General features: G+C 74.5%; 20 protein-coding genes. 1 reads left to right on the top strand and 19 read right to left on the bottom strand.

Annotated elements, in window-relative coordinates; all coding sequences use genetic code 11:
* Position 1 precedes the first annotated feature (1 nt).
* Genes GA0070214_RS16835 through argC form a run of 7 tightly spaced genes read right to left on the bottom strand, consistent with a single transcriptional unit; the run spans position 2 to position 6,895 of the window.
* Positions 2-1,213: an argininosuccinate synthase gene (locus GA0070214_RS16835; RefSeq protein WP_091263859.1), complete on the bottom strand. Its 1,212-nt coding sequence runs from the start codon at positions 1,211-1,213 to the stop codon at positions 2-4.
* Complete coding sequence (locus GA0070214_RS16830; protein ID WP_091263857.1) at positions 1,210-1,725, bottom strand: arginine repressor; 516 nt, start codon at positions 1,723-1,725, stop codon at positions 1,210-1,212. The genes GA0070214_RS16835 and GA0070214_RS16830 overlap by 4 nt, the downstream gene beginning before the upstream one ends.
* Positions 1,722-2,645, bottom strand: coding sequence for an ornithine carbamoyltransferase (gene argF, locus GA0070214_RS16825; protein WP_091263855.1), 924 nt, complete (start codon positions 2,643-2,645; stop codon positions 1,722-1,724). The genes GA0070214_RS16830 and argF overlap by 4 nt, the downstream gene beginning before the upstream one ends.
* Positions 2,642-3,844: an acetylornithine transaminase gene (locus tag GA0070214_RS16820; protein WP_091263853.1), complete on the bottom strand. Its 1,203-nt coding sequence runs from the start codon at positions 3,842-3,844 to the stop codon at positions 2,642-2,644. Before GA0070214_RS16820 ends, argF begins: the two co-directional genes overlap by 4 nt.
* On the bottom strand, positions 3,841-4,728 hold the full coding sequence (gene argB, locus GA0070214_RS16815; protein ID WP_091263851.1) for an acetylglutamate kinase: 888 nt from the start codon (positions 4,726-4,728) through the stop codon (positions 3,841-3,843). Before argB ends, GA0070214_RS16820 begins: the two co-directional genes overlap by 4 nt.
* The gene (gene argJ, locus GA0070214_RS16810; protein WP_091263849.1) at positions 4,725-5,897 is read right to left on the bottom strand and encodes a bifunctional glutamate N-acetyltransferase/amino-acid acetyltransferase ArgJ; all 1,173 of its coding nucleotides are present in this window, start codon (positions 5,895-5,897) and stop codon (positions 4,725-4,727) included. The genes argB and argJ overlap by 4 nt, the downstream gene beginning before the upstream one ends.
* Positions 5,894-6,895: an N-acetyl-gamma-glutamyl-phosphate reductase gene (gene argC / locus GA0070214_RS16805; RefSeq protein WP_091263846.1), complete on the bottom strand. Its 1,002-nt coding sequence runs from the start codon at positions 6,893-6,895 to the stop codon at positions 5,894-5,896. Before argC ends, argJ begins: the two co-directional genes overlap by 4 nt.
* Positions 6,896-7,131: 236 nt before the next feature.
* Between argC and GA0070214_RS16800 the strand changes: the two genes are divergently transcribed.
* Entirely contained in the window at positions 7,132-8,847 is a 1,716-nt protein-coding gene (locus tag GA0070214_RS16800; RefSeq protein ID WP_244167736.1) for a beta-1,3-glucanase family protein, read from the top strand.
* Between the two features lie 50 nt (positions 8,848-8,897).
* On the opposite strand, the gene pheT is transcribed toward GA0070214_RS16800, so the two are convergent.
* The 12 genes from pheT to GA0070214_RS16740 form a co-directional block, all read right to left on the bottom strand.
* On the bottom strand, positions 8,898-11,447 hold the full coding sequence (pheT, locus tag GA0070214_RS16795) for a phenylalanine--tRNA ligase subunit beta (RefSeq protein ID WP_091263842.1): 2,550 nt from the start codon (positions 11,445-11,447) through the stop codon (positions 8,898-8,900).
* 40 nt (positions 11,448-11,487) lie between these two features.
* Positions 11,488-12,561: a phenylalanine--tRNA ligase subunit alpha gene (gene pheS / locus GA0070214_RS16790; protein WP_091263839.1), complete on the bottom strand. Its 1,074-nt coding sequence runs from the start codon at positions 12,559-12,561 to the stop codon at positions 11,488-11,490.
* Positions 12,562-12,732: 171 nt separating this feature from the next.
* A complete protein-coding gene (locus tag GA0070214_RS16785; protein WP_091263837.1) occupies positions 12,733-13,617 on the bottom strand; it encodes a TrmH family RNA methyltransferase in 885 nt (294 codons plus the stop codon).
* 33 nt (positions 13,618-13,650) lie between these two features.
* Complete coding sequence (gene rplT / locus GA0070214_RS16780) at positions 13,651-14,043, bottom strand: 50S ribosomal protein L20 (protein ID WP_091263835.1); 393 nt, start codon at positions 14,041-14,043, stop codon at positions 13,651-13,653.
* A 32-nt stretch (positions 14,044-14,075) separates the two neighbouring features.
* Positions 14,076-14,270: a 50S ribosomal protein L35 gene (rpmI, locus tag GA0070214_RS16775; RefSeq protein ID WP_091263830.1), complete on the bottom strand. Its 195-nt coding sequence runs from the start codon at positions 14,268-14,270 to the stop codon at positions 14,076-14,078.
* An 18-nt stretch (positions 14,271-14,288) separates the two neighbouring features.
* Positions 14,289-14,939 carry a translation initiation factor IF-3 gene (infC, locus tag GA0070214_RS16770; protein ID WP_091263828.1) on the bottom strand — a complete coding sequence of 217 codons (651 nt, stop codon included), beginning with the start codon at positions 14,937-14,939 and terminating at the stop codon, positions 14,289-14,291.
* A gap of 308 nt (positions 14,940-15,247) precedes the next feature.
* Entirely contained in the window at positions 15,248-15,721 is a 474-nt protein-coding gene (locus GA0070214_RS16765; RefSeq protein ID WP_208602799.1) for a PH domain-containing protein, read from the bottom strand.
* Positions 15,718-16,680 carry a DMT family transporter gene (locus GA0070214_RS16760; protein ID WP_091263825.1) on the bottom strand — a complete coding sequence of 321 codons (963 nt, stop codon included), beginning with the start codon at positions 16,678-16,680 and terminating at the stop codon, positions 15,718-15,720. Before GA0070214_RS16760 ends, GA0070214_RS16765 begins: the two co-directional genes overlap by 4 nt.
* Positions 16,677-17,522 (bottom strand): ATP phosphoribosyltransferase, encoded by an 846-nt coding sequence (hisG, locus tag GA0070214_RS16755; RefSeq protein WP_091263823.1) that lies wholly within the window; start codon positions 17,520-17,522, stop codon positions 16,677-16,679. The genes GA0070214_RS16760 and hisG overlap by 4 nt, the downstream gene beginning before the upstream one ends.
* A 44-nt stretch (positions 17,523-17,566) precedes the next feature.
* Complete coding sequence (locus tag GA0070214_RS16750) at positions 17,567-17,830, bottom strand: phosphoribosyl-ATP diphosphatase (RefSeq protein WP_091263821.1); 264 nt, start codon at positions 17,828-17,830, stop codon at positions 17,567-17,569.
* Between the two features lie 70 nt (positions 17,831-17,900).
* Positions 17,901-18,572, bottom strand: a complete 672-nt coding sequence (locus GA0070214_RS16745; RefSeq protein ID WP_167364280.1) for a response regulator — start codon at positions 18,570-18,572, stop codon at positions 17,901-17,903.
* A 1-nt stretch (position 18,573) separates the two neighbouring features.
* On the bottom strand, positions 18,574-20,577 hold the full coding sequence (locus GA0070214_RS16740; RefSeq protein ID WP_091263820.1) for a sensor histidine kinase: 2,004 nt from the start codon (positions 20,575-20,577) through the stop codon (positions 18,574-18,576).
* Positions 20,578-20,582 lie beyond the last annotated feature (5 nt).

Genomic DNA, 20,582 nt, shown 5'->3' with positions numbered 1-20,582 from the left:
GTCAAGACTGCGGCCCGCCGAGCCGGGCGTCCCGCGCGGCGGCCATCTTGCTGGGCAGGCCCCAGAGCTGCACGAAGCCCTTGGCGAGGGACTGGTCGAAGGTGTCGCCGGTGTCGTAGGTGGCCATGCCGAAGTCGTAGAGGCTGGCCTCGGAGCGCCGCCCGGTGACGGTGGCCCGGCCGCCGTGCAGGGTGAGCCGCACCTCGCCGGAGACGTGCTGCTGGGCGTCGTCGATGAACGCGTCGAGCGCCTTCTTCAGCGGCGAGAACCAGAGGCCGTCGTAGACCAGCTCACCCCAGCGCTGGTCGACGCCGCGCTTGAACCGGGCCAGGTCCCGCTCGACGGTGACCGCCTCCAGCTCCTGGTGCGCGGCGATCAGCGCGATGGCGCCGGGGGCCTCGTAGACCTCGCGGCTCTTGATGCCGACGAGGCGGTCCTCGACCATGTCGAGCCGGCCGACGCCCTGGGCGCCCGCACGCCGGTTGAGCTCCAGGATCGCCTGGTACGGGGTGACGGTCTCGCCGTCGACGGCGACCGGCACGCCCGCGTCGAAGGTGATGACCACCTCGTCGGCGTCGCGCTCCTGCGCCGGGTCGGCAGTGTAGGAGTAGAGGTCCTCGATGGGGCCGTTCCAGATGTCCTCGAGGAAGCCGGTCTCGACCGCGCGGCCCCACAGGTTCTGGTCGATGGAGTACGGCGACTTCGCCGACACGTCGATCGGCAGGCCCTTCTCCTCGGCGAAGGCGATCGCCTTGTCCCGGGTCCAGGCGAAGTCACGCGCCGGAGCGATGATCTTCAGGTCGGGCGCGAGGGCGTTCAGGCCGACCTCGAAGCGGACCTGGTCGTTGCCCTTGCCGGTGCAGCCGTGCGACACGATGGTGCCGCCGTGCTTCTGCGCCGCGGCCACCAGGTGCTTGACGATCAGGGGCCGGGACAGCGCGGAGACCAGCGGGTAGCGGTCCATGTAGAGGGCGTTGGCCCGGATCGCCGGCAGGCAGTACTCGGCAGCGAACTCGTCGCGCGCGTCGACCACCTCGGACTCGACGGCGCCGCAGTCCAGCGCGCGCTGCCGGATGGCGTTCAGGTCCTCGCCGCCCTGGCCGACGTCGACCGCCACGGCGATCACCTCGGCGCCGGTCTGCTCGGCCAGGTAAGGGATGGCGACGGAGGTGTCGAGACCCCCGGAGTACGCCAGGACGACCCGCTCGGTCATGGGGTGGTGCTCCCTTCAACGTTCTCTTCCCGGCGGGCCCACGCGGCGAGCTTGTCGCCCAACGCGGCGCCGCCGTCGGCCTCGCGAGCCACGACGAGGATGGTGTCGTCGCCGGCGATGGTGCCGACGATCTCGGACAGGCCTGCCCGGTCCAACGCGCTGGCCAGGTAGTGGGCCGCGCCCGGCGGGGTGCGCAGCACGGCGATGTTGCCGCTGGAGTCGACCCCGTTGAGCAGTTCGCGCAGCAGCCGGACGAGGCGGGCCGGTGCGGCCTCGGCCTCCCGCAGCGGCCGGTGGCCGTCCTCCGGGATCAGGTAGACGCCCCGCCCGTCGCCGCCGCGCGCCGTGACCGCTCCCAGTTCCTTGAGGTCCCGGGAGAGGGTGGCCTGGGTGACCTGGATGCCGTCACCGGCGAGCAGGTCGGCCAGCTCGGTCTGCGAGTGGATGGCCTTGTCGCGGATCAGCTCGACGATGCGGGCGTGCCGGGCCGTGCGGGTGAGCGGGGCGGTCATGATGCCTCCAGGAGAAACGTCAGCAGCGCCTTCTGGGCGTGCAGGCGATTCTCCGCCTGGTCGAAGACGGCGCTGTGCGGCCCGTCGAGCACCTCGTCGGTGATCTCCTCGCCCCGGTGGGCGGGCAGGCAGTGCAGCACGATCACGTCGGCCGCGGCGTGGCCGAGCAGCGCGTCGTTGACCTGGTAGGGCAGGAACGGGGTGATCCGGTCCTGGCCGTCGGACTCCTGGCCCATCGAGGTCCAGGTGTCGGTGGCGATCACGTCGGCGGCGCGGACCGCCTCGACCGGGTCGGTGAACACCCCGACGGAACCTCCGGTGCCCGCGGCGATCTTTTCGGCCCGCGCGACGATCTCGGGGTCCGGCTGGAAGCCGACCGGGCCGGCGATCCGCACGTGCATCCCGGCGGTCGCCCCGGCCAGCAGGTAGGAGTGGGCCATGTTGTTCGCCGCGTCCCCCACGTACGCCAGGGTGCGGCCGGCGGTGGCGCCGAAGCGTTCCCGGACGGTGAGCAGGTCGGCGAGGAGCTGGCAGGGGTGGTAGGTGTCGGTGAGCGCGTTGACCACCGGCACGGTGGCGTGCGCGGCGACCTCGGCGATCCGGTCGTCGCCGTGGGTGCGCAGCACGATCGCGGCGACGTAGCGGGAGAGGACCCGGCCGGCGTCGGCGAGGGTCTCGCCCCGGCCGAAGTGGGTGACCTGGGTGTCCACCACGAGCGGGTGCCCGCCCAGCTCGGCGATGCCCGCGTCGAAGGAGATCCGGGTGCGCAGGCTCTGCTTGTCGAAGAGCACCGCCACCGACCTCGGGCCGGCGAGGGGCTTGTGGGCGTACCGGTCGGCCTTCATCCGCGCGGCGAGGTCGAGCACGGCGGCCTGCTCGGCGGGCGAGAGGTCGTCGTCGCGGAGGAAGTGCCGGGTCATGCGGGAACCTCCGTGGCGGTGGGGACCGCGGCGGGCGCCGCGGCGTCGAGGGCGGCCGGCAGCGCGGCCAGGAAGGCGTCGACCTGGCCGGCGTCGAGGATCAGCGGCGGGGCGAGCCGGACCACGCCCGGCTGCACCGGGTTGACCAGGAAGCCTGCCTCGCGCAGCGCGCCGGCCACCGCGCCGGAGACCGGCGCGTGGAGCACGATGCCGAGCAGCAGGCCGGCGCCGCGGACCTCGGTGACGAGCGGGTGGCCGAGCCCCTCGACGCCGCGCCGCAGCCGCTCCCCGATCCGCTTCACGTGGTCGAGCAGCCCCTCGTTGGCAATGGTGGCGACGACGGCGAGCGCGGCGGCGCAGCTGACCGGGTTTCCCCCGAACGTGGTGCCGTGCGAGCCGGGCGTGAGCAGGTCGGCGGCCCGCCCGAAGGCGAGGCAGGCGCCGAGCGGCAGGCCGCCGCCGAGCCCCTTGGCCAGGGTGACGACATCCGGCTCGACGCCGTCGGCCTGGTGGGCGAACCAGTGCCCGGTGCGGCCGACACCGGTCTGCACCTCGTCGAGCACCAGCAGCGCGCCGTGCGCGGCGGTGATCCGGCGGGCCTCGGCCAGGTAGCCGGGCGGCGGGACGACGACGCCGTTCTCCCCCTGGATCGGCTCGACGATCACCATGGCGGTGGCGTCGCTGACCGCCCCGGCCAGGGCCGCCGCATCGCCGTACGGGACGTGGGTGACCTCGCCGGGCAGCGGGCGGAACGGGTCGGCCTTGGCGGGCTGGCCGGTCAGCGCGAGGGCGCCCATGGTGCGGCCGTGGAAGCCGCCCTGCGCGGCCACCACGTGGGTGCGCCCGGTGAGCCGGGACAGCTTGAACGCGGCCTCGTTGGCCTCGGCGCCGGAGTTGGCGAAGAACACCCGGCCCGACCGGCCGGCCAGCGCCAGCAGCAGCTCGGCCAGGGCCACCGGCGGCTCGGCGACGAACAGGTTCGACACGTGCCCGAGGGTGGCGACCTGCTTGGACACGGCGGCCACCACGGCCGGGTGGGCGTGGCCGAGGGCGTTGACCGCGATGCCGCCGAGGAGGTCGACGTACTCCCGGCCGGTCTCGTCGACCACGACGGCGCCGGAGCCCGCGACGAGCGCCAGCGGCGGGGTGCCGTAGTTGTCCATCATCGTGGCGCTCCACCGCTGCACCAGCGTGCTCATGACGCGATCACCATCGTTCCGAACCCTTCCGAGGTGAAGACCTCGAGCAGCGTGGAGTGGGCGACCCGGCCGTCGACGACGTGCGCGGCGGGCACTCCCCCGCACACCGCCCGCAGGCAGGCCTCCATCTTGGGGACCATCCCCGACTCCAGGGACGGCAGCAGCTTCGCCAGGTCGTCGCTGCTGATCTCGCTGACCAGGCTGGCCGTGTCGGGCCAGTCGGCGTAGAGGCCGGGCACGTCGGTGAGGACGACCAGCTTGCGCGCGTCGAGGGCGACGGCCAGCGCGGCGGCGGCCGTGTCGGCGTTGAGGTTGTGCAGCACCCCGTCGGCGTCCGGCGCGACGGTGGAGATCACCGGGATCCGGCCGGCCGCGATGAGGTCGGCCACCGCGGAGACGTCCACCGACTCCACGTCACCGACCTGGCCGACGTCCACCGGCTCCCCGCCCACGTACGCCGGGCGGCGCACCGCCGTGAACAGGCCGGCGTCCTCGCCGGAGAGGCCGACGGCGAACGGGCCGTGGGCGTTGATCAGCCCGACCAGCTCGCGGCCGACCTGGCCCACGAGGACCATCCGGACGACGTCCATGGCCTCGGGGGTGGTGACCCGCAGGCCGCCCTTGAACTCGCTGGCGATGCCGAGCCGGCCGAGCATGGCGGAGATCTGCGGGCCGCCGCCGTGCACGACCACCGGCTTGAGGCCGGCGTACCGGAGGAACACCATGTCCGCGGCGAACGCCCGCTGGAGCTCGGGGTCGACCATGGCGTTGCCGCCGTACTTGACCACGACGGTGGCGCCGGAGAAGCGGGCCAGCCAGGGCAGGGCCTCGATCAGCGTCTCGGCCTTGACCTGGGCCCGGGTGAGGTCGGCGGTGAGGCTCATGTGGAGTACGCCGAGTTCTCGTGCACGTACGCGTGCGACAGGTCGTTGGTCCAGATGGTCGCCGCCGCCTCGCCGGCGTTCAGGTCGATGCCGATGGTGACGTCCCGGCCGCCGAGGTCGACCTTGGCCCGGTCCTCGGCGGCGGCGCCGCCCCGGCACACCCAGACCCCGTTGACCGCGACGTCCACGCCGTCGGGCTCGAACGCGGCGGCGGTGGTGCCGACGGCCGCGAGGATCCGGCCCCAGTTCGGGTCGTTGCCGAACAGCGCGGTCTTGACCAGGTTGTTCCGGGCCACCGAGCGGCCCACCTCGACCGCGTCGTCCTCGCTCGCGGCGCCGACCACCTCGATGGCGATCTGCTTGGTGGCGCCCTCGGCGTCGGCGATCAGCTGCTGGGCCAGGTCGTGGCAGGCCGCGGTCACCGCGGCGGTCAGCTCGGCCTCGGTCGGCTCGATGCCGGAGGCGCCGCTGGCCAGCAGCAGCACCGTGTCGTTGGTGGACATGCAGCCGTCGGAGTCGACCCGGTCGAAGGTGACCCGGGTGGCGGCCCGCAGGGCGGCGTCCAACGTCTCCGGCCCGGCCACCGCGTCGGTGGTGAGCACGCAGAGCATGGTGGCCATGCCCGGGGCGAGCATGCCGGCGCCCTTGGCCATGCCGCCGACGGTCCAGCCGCTCCCCCGGGCCACGGTGGTCTTGGGCCGGGTGTCGGTGGTCATGATCGCCGCCGCGGCCGGGTGACCGCCGTCGCGGGACAGGCCGCGCACCGCGTCGCGGACGCCCGGGAGGAGCTTCTCCATGGGCAGTCGCTCGCCGATGAGGCCGGTGGAGCAGACCGCCACCTCGCCGGCGCCGACCATGAGCCGGGGGCTGCTGGCGGTGAGCGCCGCGGCGGTGTGCTCGGCGGTGGCGTGGGTGTCCTGGAAGCCGGCCGGGCCGGTGCAGGCGTTGGCGCCGCCGGAGTTGAGCACCACGGCGCGGACCACGCCGCCGCGGACGACCTGCTGCGTCCAGAGCACCGGGGCGGCCTTGACCCGGTTGGTGGTGAAGACTCCGGCGACCCCGGCGTCGGGGCCGTCGTTGACGACGAGGGCGACGTCGCCGGCGCCGCTGGACTTGAGGCCGGCGGCCACACCGGTGGCGCGGAAGCCTCGGGGGCTGGTGACGGTCATGGTGCTACTCCAAACCCGGAGAGTCCGGTGATCTCGGGGTGGTCGAACATGAGGTTGGCGTTCTGCACGGCCTGGCCGGCCGCGCCCTTGCCGAGGTTGTCGATGGCGCTGACCACGATCACGCGACCGGAGTCGGCGTCGACGGTGGCCTGGAGGTGGCAGGAGTTGCCGCCCGCGGTGGCGGCCGTGTGGGGCCACGTCCCCTCGGGCAGCAGGTGCACGAAGGGCTCGTCGGCGTAGGCGGCCGCGAGCACCTCGCGCGGGTCGGCCGCGCCGGTGGGGACGGCGGTGACGGTGGCCAGGATGCCCCGCGGCATGGGGGCCAGGACCGGGGTGAAGGAGAGGCTTGTCGCGCCGGTGGCCTGCTTGATCTCCGGCACGTGCTGGTGGGCGCCGACCTTGTAGGGCGACAGGTCGCCCATCACCTCGCTGCCGAGCAGGTGGGGCTTGGCGGCCCGGCCGGCGCCGGAGGTGCCGGAGGCGGCCACCACCACCACGTCGGTGGGGAGGACGGCCCCGGCGGCGATCAGCGGTGCGAGGGCCAGGGTGGTGGCGACCGCGTAGCAGCCGGTGCTGGCGACCCGGGTGGACGCCGCGACGGCGGCTCGCTGGCCGGGCAGCTCGGGCAGCCCGTAGGTCCAGGCGCCGGCGTGGTCGCCGCCGTAGTAGCGGGCCCAGGCGTCGGCGTCGCGCAGCCGGTGGTCGGCACCGAGGTCGACCACCTTGACGGTGCTGGGGAGGGCGGCGGCGAGGGCCGCCGACTGGCCGTGCGGCAGGGCCAGGAAGACCAGGTCCGCGTCGGCCAGGGTGGCCGGGTCGGTCGCCCCGAAGACCAGGTCCAGCCCGGCGAGCTGCGGGTGCACGGCGGCGACGGGCCGGCCGGCCGAGGCGTGGGCGGTGGCGGCGACCAGGTCGAACTCGGGGTGCCCGGCGAGGAGCCGGAGCAGCTCGCCGCCGGCGTACCCGCTCGCGCCCGCGACCGCTACTCGGATGCCCATACCTACCTCCGCATGACTATGCAACGAAGGCTAGCAGCGATGATCCGCCCCTGCAAGTTCATGCGGTGTGGCGCATGAAACTACACCCGATCGTGTTGCATATTGACAGTCGCTTATGTGTGGCCGATGCTGAGAGAGCGCTCTCACGGGCCGTCCCACCCGCGTCCGCGCGGCTCCACCACGCCCACCACCACCCCGCGCCCGCCGCAGGCCGCGGCGGGTGGAAGGAGTCTCCCGTGCCCACCCCCAGGACACTGCTGCGCGCCCTGCTCGCGCTCGCGCTGGCCACCACCGGCGCGGTGGCGGCCGCCTCGCTGGCGCGCGCCACCGGTCCCGCCCTGCTCCCGCTGACCGTCACCAACGCCACCGGCCGCACCGAGCCCACCTGGCTGTACGTCCTCGGCACCGACCTGGCCACCGGCCGGCTCGGCTACGTCACCGCCGGCGGCGCCTTCACGCCCTGGCCGGCCGGCGGGCTGCCGCCCACCCCCGCACCGGACGTCGCCGTGCCCGGCCCGGCCAACGGTGCGAGCACGGTGCTGCGGCTGCCCCGCAACCTCTCCGGCCGGGTCTACTTCTCCTTCGGTGCCAAGCTCAAGCTCTTCCTCACCCCGGACGGCCTGGTCCAGCCCGCGCCCTGGGCGGCCGGCGACCCCAACCGGGACCTGCTGTTCGACTGGTCCGAGTTCACCTACAACGACGCCGGGCTCTGGCTCAACAGCTCACAGGTGGACATGTTCGCCGTGCCCCACGCGGTGAGCGTCACGGGCGCCACCGGGACCACCCGGCGCACCGGGCAACCGGTCGACGACGGGCGCAACAGGGTCATCGCCGCGATCCGCGCCCAGTCGGGCTGGAGCGGCGCCGTGCAGACCCGTTCCGACGGCACGGTGCTGCGGGTGCTCGCCCCCGGCAAGGCCGCCGACGCCGGTCTGTTCAGCCGCACCTACCTCGACCCGTACATCGCCTCGGCCTGGCAGGCGTACGCGACCCGGACCCTGACCGTCGCGCCCTTCACCGACCAGCCGGGCGTGCGCTACTACGGGCGGACCAGCGGCGACGTGCTGGCCTTCACCGACGGCAGCGGCCGGCAGGTGGCCACCTTCCGCCGGCCGTCCAGCGCGGACGTCTGGGGCTGTGACGGCGCGCTGGCCGCCCCCAACGACCTGGTGGTGGGCCCGATCGCCCGGACCCTGTGCGCCGCCCTGCACCGCTCCACGCTGGGCACCCTCGACCTGCAGCCCTCCGGCGGGCCGGCCGACTTCTACCGCGGCACGCTGACCAACCACTACTCGCGGATCGTGCACGCCAACATGGCCGACGGGAAGGCGTACGGGTTCGCCTTCGACGACGTGCTGGCCCAGGAGTCGCTGGTGCACGACGGCGATCCCCGGTCCGCCGGCATCACGCTCAGCCCGTTCGGCCCCGGCGGCGGTCCCAGCCCCACGCCCAGCCCGTCGACCACGGCCACCCCGGGCCCGTTCAGCGCCACCCGCTACCTGCGGACCGGCGGCGGGCTCGACCCGGCCACCGGCGCGCCCGGCACCGTGAGCCTGGCGGCCGCCGGGGGCAACCACGACGGCACACCCACCAACCCGCACGTCTTCACGGCGCGGGGTGTCACCGCCCGGTGGACGGGCGGGGCCACCGCCTTCGACCTCTCCGTCGACGCCGGCACGGCGGTGGGCGACGGTGTCCAGGTACGGGTCTCGTACGACCGCACCGGCGACGGCGGCTGGGACCGGGTGGAGACGTACGCCTACTTCGCCACCGACCCGGTGCCCGGCTGGGAGCACTACCGGCAGACCCAGGGGCTGCGCTCGGCCACCGGCACCCTCGGCGACCTGACCGGCGGCACGGTACGGGTCGAGGTGTGGAACGCCATCGGCGGCACCCCGACCACGCTGGGCGTCGGCGACTCCTCCCGGATCACGCTGCCGTACACCGGCTGAGCGCGCGGACGGGCCCCACCCGTAATGGGTGGGGCCCGTCCGTTCCGTCGTCAGGCGCCGCGCAGGGTCGCGCCGAAGCGGCGGGCCGCCTCGGCCACCGCCGCGTCGCGGGCGGCCACCGCCTCCTCGCCCGCGAGCGTCCGGTCCGGGGCCCGGAACGTCAGCTTGTACGCCAGCGACCGGCGGCCCGCGCCGAGCTGTTCGGACGCGTAGACGTCGAAGAGCCGGACGTCCTCCAGCAGCGGGCCGGCCCCCTCGGCGAGGGCCCGCTCCACCTCGGCGGCCGGGACCGACTCGTCCAGCACCAGCGCCACGTCGATGAGGGCGGGCGGGAAGGTGGAGACGGCCGGACCGGACACCACCGGCGCTTCGGGCAGCGCGTCCAGGTTCAGCTCCATGGCGCTGGTCCGCCGGGGCAGCTCCAGCGTGGCCACCACGGTGGGGTGCAGTTCACCGGCGTACCCGACGGCGGTGCCGTCCACCAGCAGCTCGGCGCAGCGGCCGGGGTGCCAGGGGGCGCGCTCGGCGGCCCGCACGGTGACCCGGTCGGCCGGGATGCCGGCGGCGGCGAGCACCGTCCGGCCCGCCTCGACGGCGTCCGCCCAGCCGGCCGCGCGGCCCGCGCCCCACCAGCCGGTCGGCTCCATCTCCCCGGTCAGCACCACGGCGACGTGCCGCGGCTGGTCCGGCACCACGGCGTCGGCGAGGGCGAACTCCTCGTCGGTGGGGCGCCGGTCCACGCCCATGGCCGGGGGGGCGCCCGCGCCGGGACGCGGGTGGAACACCACGCCGATCTCGTAGATCGCCACGTCGCGCTGGCCCCGGCCGACGTTGCGCCGGAGGATGCCGAGCAGCGGGCCGAGCAGCGTGGTGCGCAGCAGCGGCTCCTCCTCGGACAGCGGGTTGGCCACCCGCACCGCGGGGCGGCGCGGGTCGTCGGCCGGCAGGCCGAGCTGGTCGGCCAGCTCCGCGGAGACGAACGGATGCGCCAGGACCTCGACGTACCCGCGCTCGGCGAGCGACCGGGCGACCGCCCGGCGGCGCTGCTGCGGCGCGGTGAGGCCCCGGCCGGGCGGCGCCGTGGGCAGCACCGACGGCACCCGGTCGTAGCCGTCGAGGCGGACCACCTCCTCGACCAGGTCGGCCGGGTCGGTGAGGTCGGGCCGCCAGGTCGGCGGGGTGACGCTCAGCACGTCACCGCCCGCCGCCGCGGCGACGCCGGTCTCGCCCGGGTCGTCGCCAAGCCGGTCGGCGCCCCGGGTGACCGCGCAGCCGACCTGCTCCAGCAGCTCCACGACCCGCTCCGGCGGGTACGCCACGCCGACCCGGCGCGACGGCAGGTCCACGGGCAGGGTCACCGGGGTACGCGGCCGGACATGGTCGAGGTCGAGGATCTCGGTGCCGACGGTGCCGCCGGCGTGCTCGGTGAGCAGCCGGACCGCCTTCTCCAGCGCGACCAGCGGCAACGCCGGGTCGACGCCCCGCTCCCAGCGCTTGGCCGCCTCGCTGAACAGCTTGTGCCGCCGCGCGGTGCGCCCGACCATGGCCGGGTCCCAGTGCGCCGCCTCGAACAGCACGTCGGTGGTGCTGGCGACGACCTCGCTGGTCTCGCCGCCCATCACCGCGGCCAGCGAGATCGGTCCGGTGTCGTCGCAGATCACCATGTCCTCGGGGACCAGCGTGCGGGTGACACCGTCCAGCGTGGTCAGCTTCTCCCCCGCCTCGGCGCGGCGGACCACCAGCGGGCCGCTGATCCGGTCGGCGTCGAAGGCGTGCATGGGCTGGCCGAGTTCGAGCATCAGGTAGTTGGTGATGTCGACCGGCAGCGAGATGCTGCGGACGCCGGCCACGGTGAGCCGCCGGGACATCCAGCCCGGGGTCTGCGCGGTCGGGTCGACGCCGCGGACCATCCGCGCGGCGAACCGGTCGCAGCCGACGGTGTCGCGCACCTCGACCGGGTACGCCGGCTCGGCGGTCGCGCCGGGGGCCGGGATGTCGGCCGGGTCGCGGAACGGCACCCCGAGGGCGTGCGACAGCTCGCGGGCGATGCCCCGGACGCTGAGCGCGTAGCCCCGGTCCGGGGTGATCTCCAGCTCGACCACGACGTCGTCGAGGCCCACCACCGGGCGGGCGTCGTCACCGGGCTTGGCCGGGGTGTCCTCGGGCAGCACGATGATGCCCGAGTGGTCGTCGCCCAGGCCCAGCTCCTTGGCCGAGGTGATCATGCCGTTGGAGTTGCGCCCGTAGGTCTTGCGCGCGCCGATGTGGAAGTCGCCGGGCAGCACGCCGCCGGGAAGGATCACCACGACGCGGTCGCCCTGGGCGAAGTTGCGCGCACCGCAGACGATCTCCTGCGGCTCGCCGGTGCCGTTGGCGGCGCCGACGTCCACCCGGCAGAACCGGATCGGCTTCTTGAAGCCGGTCAGCTCCTCGATCTCCAGCACCTCACCGACCACCAGCGGCCCGGTGACGGTCTCCCGCAGGTCCACCACGGAGTCGACCTCGATGCCGAGGTCGACCAGAGCCTGCTCCAGGTCGCCGGCGGGCAGGTCGGCCGGGAGGTCGACGTACTCCCGCAGCCAACTGACAGAAACTCGCATGACTGTTAAACCACCGTCTCCGTAACTCGTGCCCGCACCGTCAGACCCCGAACGCGCGGGTGAACCGCACGTCGCCCTCGGCCATGTCCCGCATGTCGCTGACCCCGTGCCGGAACATCACCGTCCGGTCGATGCCCATGCCGAAGGCGAATCCGGAGTAGACCTCCGGGTCGATGCCGCAGGCGCGCAGCACCCGCGGGTTCACCATGCCGCAACCGCCCCACTCGACCCACTGCGGACCGTCCCGGTGCTCCGGGAACCAGACGTCGAACTCGGCGGACGGCTCGGTGAACGGGAAGTAGTGCGGCCGGAACCGGGTCTTCGCGCCCTCGCCGAACATGGCCCGGGCGAAGTGGTCCAGCGTGCCGCGCAGGTGTGCCATGGTGATGCCCTTGTCGACCACCAGGCCCTCGACCTGATGGAAGACCGGGGCGTGGGTGGCGTCCAGCTCGTCGGTGCGGTAGACCCGGCCCGGCACCACCACGTAGATCGGCGGCTTGCGGGTCAGCATGGTGCGCGCCTGCACCGGCGAGGTGTGGGTGCGCAGCACCAGGCCCGAACCCTCCGCGCCCTCCGAGGGGGCGATGTGGAAGGTGTCCATGAGCCCGCGCGCCGGGTGGTCGGCGGGGATGTTCAGCGCGTCGAAGTTGGTCCACTCCAGCTCGACCTCGGGGCCCTCGGCCACCTCGTAGCCCATCCCCACGAACAGGTCGCTGATCTGCTCCATGAGGGTGCTCAGCGGGTGGCGGGCGCCGCGCGGCCGACGGTCGTAGGGCAGGGTCACGTCGACCCGCTCCTCGACCAGCACCCGCTCGGCCTGCTCGCGCTCCAGGACCTCCTGCCGGGCCGCGTAGGCGGTCTCGATGGCCCGGCGGGCCTCGTTGACCCGCTTGCCGGCGTCGGACTTGGCGGCCGGCGGCAGCGCGCCGATCTCCCGGCGGGCCAGCGACACCGGGGACCGGTCCCCGAGGTGCGCCGGGCGCAGCGCGGTCAGCGCGTCCGGGTCGGCGGCGGCGGCGAACGCCTTCTCGGCGTCGGCCACGGCCGCGGCCAGGGCGTCCGGGTCGAGCAGGGCGACCTGCTTCGGGTCGTACGGATCGTTGCGGTAGCTCATGGCGTGCTGGCACTCCCTCACGGCGGCGCCGGCCCTCACGGGCGGCTAGGCGAGTCTACGGACGCGCGGCTTCGCCGCAGCCCGCCGGTGGGAGATCGCGCAGGAGGAAGGGTCAGGCCCGCCGCCCGCCGACACCGGCGGGCTGGCTAAACGAACGCCGAGGCGCGTTCATCATCCGGCTGACTCCCCTGCTGTGTGGCCGCGCGGACCCGCGGGTCGGCGCAGTGCTCTGGCTGAAGCGTACAGGCAGACGGCCGCGGCCGCAGCCAGGTTCAGGCTCTCGGCGCGCCCGTGCAGCGGCACCCGGACCCGGGCGTCGGCCGCGGCGGTCAGCTCCTCGCGCAGCCCGTGCGCCTCGGAGCCGAAGAGCCAGGCGGTCGGGGCGGCCAGCCGGCCCGCGTCGGCGAGGTCGTCGAGGTCGCTGTCGCCGTACCCCGTGGTGGCCAGGACGGTGAGCCCGGCGGACCGCAGCGCCGCGACCACGGCGACCGGGTCGGTGGCGCGGACCACGTCGACGTGGAACAGGCTGCCGGCGGAGGACCGCACGCACTTGCCGTTGTAGGGGTCGACGGCGTCGCCCGCGAAGACCACGGCGCCGGCGCCGGCCGCGTCGGCGGTGCGCAGCACGGTCCCGGCGTTGCCCGGGTCCCGGATCTCGGCGAGCACCGCGACCAGGCGCGGCCCGCGCGCCAGGGCGGTGTCCAGGGGTACGTCGAGGTGCCGGCAGACGGCCACCAGGCCCTGTGGCGCGACCGTCTCGGCGAGCGCGGCGAGCCCCTCGTCGGTGACCTCGGAGACCGGCACGTCGGCCCGGGCCGCCAGCGCGGCGAGGTCGGCGTGCCGGTCGAGGGCGGCCGGGGTGCCGAACAGCTCGACCACGGTGCCGGCGCGGGCGAGCGCCTCGCGGACGGCCTGCGGACCCTCGGCCAGGAACCGGCCGGTGGCCTCCCGGTCCCGCCGGCGCTGGAGCCGGCGGGCGGCGACCACCCGCGGGGTACGCGGGGTGAACGGGCCGGGAACAGCGTCGAGGCGCCTCCCGTGCGGTGCTGACGGCATGGGAGACGCCTCGATCTGCTTGGTACGGGTGGGTCAGGCGGCCTGGGCCGCGGCGCCACCGGTGCCCTCGGCCGCCACGGCGGCGCGGGCCAGCTCGACGATCGCGGCGAACGCCGCGGCGTCGTTGACGGCCAGGTCGGCCAGGATCTTGCGGTCGACCTCGATGCCGGCCAGGCGCAGGCCCTGGATCAGCCGGTTGTAGGTCAGGCCGTTGGCCCGGGCGCCCGCGTTGATCCGCTGGATCCAGAGCTGCCGGAAGTCGCCCTTGCGGTCGCGACGGTCCCGGTAGGAGTACTGCATCGAGTGCAGCACCTGCTCCTTGGCCTTGCGGTAGAGCCGGGAGCGCTGACCGCGGTAGCCGCTCGCGGTCTCCAGCAGGGTACGACGCTTCTTCTGGGCGTTCACAGCCCGCTTGACGCGTGCCATCTCAACTCCTTCTTCGGTTCAGGTGGCGCGCGTCAGCGGCCGAGCAGCTTCTTGATTCGCTTGGTTTCGGCCTTGGCCAGTTCGACCGTGCCGGTCAGCCGCCGGGTCTGGGTGGAGGCCTTCTTCTCCAGGTTGTGACGGAGGCCGGCCTGCTGGGCAACGATCTTGCCCTTGCCGGTCACCTTGACCCGCTTGCCCATACCCGTGTGGCTCTTCATCTTCGGCATGTGGAACGTCTCTCCCTGTTACTGGCCGCTGGTGTCAGCGGTCGGGCCGGTCTCACCGGCTGCTGCGGTCTCGCCGGCCGCCGGGGTCTCGCCACCTGCCGGGGCGGCCGACTCCTCCGCCGCGCGGTCGCGGGGCCCGCCGCGGGACGCCGTGGCGGCGACCGCGGAGGCCTTCACGGCCCGGTGCGGAGCGAGAACCATGATCATGTTTCGGCCGTCCTGCTTCGGCGCGGCCTCGACGTATCCCAGGTCCGTGATCTCGGACTCGAGCCGGCGCAGGAGCCGGTAACCCAGCTCCGGGCGGCTCTGCTCGCGACCGCGGAACATGATCGTCACCTTGACCTTGTCGCCCGCCTTCAGGAACCGCACCACGTGACCCTTCTTGGTCTCGTAGTCGTGCGGGTCGATCTTCGGCCGGAGCTTCATCTCCTTGATGACGGTCTGCTGCTGGTTACGCCGCGCTTCGCGCGCCTTCAGTGCGCTCTCGTACTTGAACTTGCCGAAGTCCATGAGCTTGCACACCGGCGGGCGCGCCATCGGCGCAACCTCGACCAGGTCCAGGTCGACGTCCGCGGCCAGCTGCAGGGCGCGCTCCAGCGGGACGATGCCCACCTGCTCACCCTCAGGGCCGACCAGTCGGACCTCACGTGCCCGGATCTGCTCGTTCACGCGTGGTTCGACGCTGATGGGGCCTCCTCGAGTCGAGTCTCCTACGGTGCCGACTCCGCGGGCTCCCGGACGGGAGCCGACCCGGAAAGCAGAAGGCCCCGGCGTATGCCAGGGCCCACTCGACCGGTCGGCACGATCACAGGATCGCGCATCCGGGACCGGGACGTGCCCGGAACCGGGAGACCGGGACCCGGCCACCTACGGGGGCGACTCGGGTGGGAGCAGGCGCTCCGCTTCAGGACCGCCCGCAGGGCAGTCTGGTCGACCCCGCAACACTACACCCTCGGCCCAGCCCGCCCCAAACCGGGTCAGCGCGGGGCGGCCGGGTCACCGGCCAGGGCGGCCAGGTGGGCCTGGTGCAGGCGGCGCAGGGCGCGGACGGCCTCCACGGCCCGCTCCTTGTCGGCGGCCTGGAGCGCGACCATCGGCAGCAGGTCGTCGTCGTGCAGCTCCAGGCTGGCCCACGGGGCGCCCCGGTCGAACCGGACCCCGCGGATCACCTCCCACGGCAGCTCGTAGGAGCTGATCACGTTGCGAACCCGGACACCCCGGACATCCGCCACCACCCGGGGACGGGTGAAGAGCAGGAAGCCGAGGGCCCCGAAGACACCCAGACCCACCATGGCGAGCTGGTCGCCCCGCTGGAAGCTGCCGTAGCCGTCGCCGGTCGCGCCGGTCAGGGAGGTGGCCACCAGGCTGAACACCACCAGCAGCGTGACGGCCGACGCCCAGCAGACCACCCGGACCCGCCGCGGCCGCACGGTCACCACCGAATCGCTCACGGGACCAGTCTGCCATCCGGCTCGGGCTCGCGTTCCGCCGCCACACGGCGCGGGGCGCGCCGCCGCACGCCGGCCACCACCACGGCCACCCCGGTGAGCACCGCGCCGGCCAGCACCGGCAGGCGCACGCCGGGCCCGCCGGGGACCGCCACGTCCAGCACCAGGGCCCCGCCGAGCTGCCCGGCCACCAGCGCCAGGCCGGTGCGCAGCACCCCGGCGGCGCGGACCCCGACCAGCAGGGCGAGGACGATGCCGACGCCGAACAGGCCGCCGACGTAGAGCCACCACTGGGCGGGCCAGTTCGGGCGGGTGGCCAGGGCTCCGGCCAGCGCCGCCACCGCGGCGATCACCGTGGTGCTGACCGCGAAGTTCAGCGCCAGCCCGGCGGCCGGCCCGATCGCGGCGGCGACCCGGCCGTTGAGCGCGGACTGCAGCGCCACCGCCAGGCCGCCGACGACCGAGAGCAGCACCAGCCCGACCGCCAGGTCGCCGACCGGCCGGCCGAGCTGGGCCATGGTGACCGCGCCGATCCCGAGCAGCGCACCGACGACCCGGGGCGCGGTGAGCGGCAGCCGGCCCGTCGCGGCCAGGCCGGCCCGGTCGACGGCCAGCCCACCGAGGCTGCCCCCGGCCACCTGGGCGATCGTGAAGACCGCCACCCCGAGCGCCGGCACGACGATCGGGCCGATCACCACGATCGCGGCGCCGCCCAGCCCGCCCAGGTAGGCCCACCAGGGCAGGCCGGAGTGGCGCAGCCCGGCCAGCCCGGCACGCATGGCCGGGACCGTGATCAGCCCGAGCAGCACGATGAGGCAACCGCCGAGGTTGTTGACCATGGCGCCGACGAGCGGGTCGCCCGCCCGCTCCCCCAGCTCGGCGTTGACCACGCCCTGCGCGGCCGAGGCCACCCCGCCCAGGACGACCACGGTCAGGGCGGCCGGGACCGGCAGCGGCCTCACAGGCGGCAGGCGTGGATGTTGGTGACCAGGATGGCCCGGGCGCCCAGCTCGTACAGCTCGTCCATGATCCGGTGCACGTCGTCGAGTTGCACCATGGCCTGCACGGCCACCCAGCCCTCCCGGTGCAGCGGGGAGACGGTCGGCGACTCGATGCCCGGGGTGAGCGAGCTGGCCCGGTCCAGCAGGCCGGCCGGCACGTCGTAGGCGAGCATCACGTAGCGGCGGGCGACCAGCACGCCGTGCAGCCGGCGCAGCAGCTGCTCCTGCTGGGCGCCACCGGGGGCGCCGGCCCGGCGGACGAGCACCGCCGAGGAGCGCAGCAGCGGTTCACCGAAGACCACGAGGCCGGCCTGGCGCAGCGTGGCGCCGGTCTCCACCACGTCGGCGACCACGTCGGCCACGCCGAGCCGGATGGCGTTCTCCACGGCGCCGTCCAGCCGGATCACCTCGGCCTTGACGCCCAGCTCGGCCAGGTGCCGCTCGACCAGCCCCGGGTACGCCGTGGCGATCCGGTGCCCGCCGAGCTGCTGCACCGAGTCCACGTCGTCGGGGCGGGCGGCGAACCGGAAGGTGGCCCGGCCGAAGTTGAGGTCGACGACCTCCTCGGCCGGCGCGCCCGAGTCGACCAGCAGGTCCCGCCCGGTGATGCCGACGTCCAGGTCGCCGGAGCCGACGTAGGTGGCGATGTCCTTGGGGCGCAGGTAGAAGAACTCGATGTCGTTGGGCTCGTCCCGGCAGACCAGGTCCTTCGGGTCGGTGCGCTGGCGGTAGCCCGCCTCGCGCAGCATCCCGGCGGCCGACTCGGCCAGGGCGCCCTTGTTGGGTACGGCGACACGCAGCATGGGAGTGCTCCTTCGATCGACGAGGTGATCAGCGGACGGGGCACTCAGAGATGTCGGTAGACGTCCTTCAGCTCGAGACCGGTGGCGAGCATCAGCACCTGGGCCTGGTAGAGCAGCTGGGAGATCTCCTCCGCGGCCCGCTCCGGGCCCTCGTGCTCGGCCGCCATCCACGACTCGGCCGCCTCCTCGACGACCTTCTTGCCGATGAAGTGCACGCCCTTCTCCAGGGCGGCGACCGTGCCCGAGCCCGGGGCGCCGGCGGCGGCCTTGGCCTGCAGCTCGGCGAACAACTCCTCGAACGTCTTCACGGAAGGCGATTCTTCCAGCCGCCCCGGGTGACACCTCCCCCCGGGTCGGCCGGTTCCCGGAGGATGGCCTTCAGGTCGTTGCCGGTCGGCCTGGCAGTTGTCCCAGCCCGGCGGCTCGGGCGCGGGCCACGGCCTCGCCCCGGTCGGCCGCGTGCAGCTTGCCGAGGATGGTCGACACGGTGTTGCGGACGGTCTTCGGGGCGACGGAGAGCCGGCGGGCGATCGCCTGGTTGCCGAGCCCGTGCGCCACCAGGTCGAGGATCTCCATCTCCCGGGGCGTGAGCTCCGGGAACGGCCGGGCCGACGGTGACCGGGGGCCCTCGGCGAAGAAGCGCAGCACCCGCTGGGCGATCTCGGTGCCGAAGACGGCCTCGCCGGCCGCCACGGCGGCCACCGCCCGCGTCACGTCGCCCCGGGCGGCGCCCTTGAGCAGGTAACCGGCGGCGCCGGCGCGGATGGCGGCGTAGACCGACTCGTCGTCGGCGTGCATGGTCAGCACGAGCACCGCGGCGTCGCCCCGGGCGGTGATCCGCCGGGTGGCCTCGACTCCGCCGATGCCCGGCATGGCGAGATCCATCAGCACGACGTCGGGGCGCAGCTCCCCGACCGCGAGCAGGGCCGTCTCGCCGTCGGCGGCGGTGCCGACGACCTCGATCCCGGGCAGCCCGTCCAGCGCCGTGCACAGCCCGTCCAGGAAGATCGGGTGGTCGTCCACCAGGAGCACGCGCACCGCGTCCGGCATGTCAACTCCTCCCGGCCGCGACGGGCACCGGCAGTTCGGCCCGGACCGTCGTACCGCCGCCGGTCCGCGGCTCGACGACGAACGTGCCGCCCAGCTCGTCGGCCCGCTCCCGCATCGACGACAGGCCGACACCGTCCCGGTGCGGGACGTCCAGCCCGCACCCGTCGTCGGTGACCTCCAGCCGCAGCCGGCCGTCCCCGAGGGCCATCCGGACCCGGCAGGTGGTCGCGCGGGCGTGGCGGGCCACGTTCGTCATCGCCTCGGTGACGATGCGGTAGGCGGCGACCTCGACGGCCGCGCTGCTGACCCGCAGCTGGTGGTCGCAGTCCACCTCGACGTCCAGACCGGTGGCCCGCAACGCGGCGGCGTGCTCGCGGACGACGCCCGGCAGCCCGAGGTCGTCCAGGGACGGCGGGCGCAGTCCGTGCACGATCTCCCGCACGTCCGAGACGGACTGGCCGATCACGGACTTGATCTTCGTGGCCAGCGGGTGCGCGGCGGGGTCCGCGGCGACCCGCTCGGCGAGCACGTCGACCTGGAGACTGGCCGCCGCGAGCAGCGGCCCCAGCCCGTCGTGCAGGTCCCGCCGCAACCGGCGCCGCTCCTCCTCGCGGGCACGGACGATGCGCTCTCGCGACTCGCGCAGGTCCTCCTCCAGCCGGGCCGCCCGCACGGCGACCGCGATCTGCCCGGCGAGGTCGGCCAGCAGGTCCAGCTCCCGCGCCTCGAACGGCGCCCCGCCGCTGCGCCGCCCGACCAGCAGGATGCCCTCCTGCCGGCCGTTGCTGACCAGCGGGAACGGCTGCGCGTCGGCCGGCGGGTCGACCCGGTCGCCGGGCACGACCCGGGCGTACGGCACGCGCAGCATGGTCGTCAGGGTCTCCGTGACGGCCTGCAACAGGTCCTCCAGGGCCTCGGTGCGGGACAGCCGCTCGGCCAGCCGGGTCACCACCTCGTACGGGCGGTCCCGGTCGCCGAAGAGCAGCCGGTCGATCCCGCTCATCAGGCGGTCCTTCACCGGGTTGAGGGAGACCGCGACCACGGCGGTCGCCACCAGCGCGGAACCCCGGCTTCCGGCCGGGTCGAGCAGCGCGGAGGTCACCGCGAGGCAGCCGAGGTAGGTGACGACCACGATGGCGGACAGGGCGGTGTAGGTGAGCGTGCGGTCGAGCACGGTGGCGATGTCGAACAGGTTGGCCCGGAGGACGGCCATCCCGGTGGCCACCGGCAGGGCCGCGATGCCGAGGCCCTCCAGCAGGGCGCCCACCCACGGCGCGGTCCACCGGTCGACGAGCAGGCCGACCAGCGTCGTGCCGATGAAGATCAGGGCGGCCAGCGCCAACCAGGCCAGCCGGCGGCGGTCCACGCCGCCGGCCCGGCGCCAGCGGACGATGAACGACGCCATCGCCACCAGGGTCAGGGCGAGCAGCGCGAACAGGGTGAGGTTCGTGACCAGCGGGGCGACGCCCGCCAGCGCCGGCACGCCGAACGGGTTTGCCGCCGCGTCGTCCTCCGTCACCCGGCCCGGCGTGACCACGACCGAGGCCACGAGGACCACGAGCGCGACCGTCGTGGCGGAGCGGACCCAGCTCCAGCGCGGCGACGGCGGACGGCCGTCCGGGAAGAGCAGCAGAGGGTACGTGGTGGCGCAGACCCACGCGACCGCGAACAGCGCGTTCTGCGCGAGGACCAGCATCGGGCCGGTCGGGCAGCCCGGACAGGCCGCCAGGGCGTGCTGCGCGAGCCCGTCGAGGATCGCGGCGCCGAACTGGAGCACACCGACGGCGAGGAAGAGCCAGCCGACGCCGTTGGCCGGCCGGTGCACCGCGATCACCGCGCCCACCAGCGGGAAGGCCAGGAACCCGGTGAACCAGACGAGGTCCGCGGCGGTCGGCGGGGTCACGCCGGAGACGAAGGCCGCCCCCACCGCGGTCAGGCCGTAGCAGGCGACCGACAGGGCGAGGCTGCCGACGGCGACGGCACGGGCGGCGCCGCGACCTGCCACGGGAC

The organism is Micromonospora chaiyaphumensis (genome assembly GCF_900091435.1).
GTDB classification, from domain to species: Bacteria; Actinomycetota; Actinomycetes; order Mycobacteriales; family Micromonosporaceae; genus Micromonospora; species Micromonospora chaiyaphumensis.
This window is presented reverse-complemented; position numbering and strand designations above follow the sequence as displayed.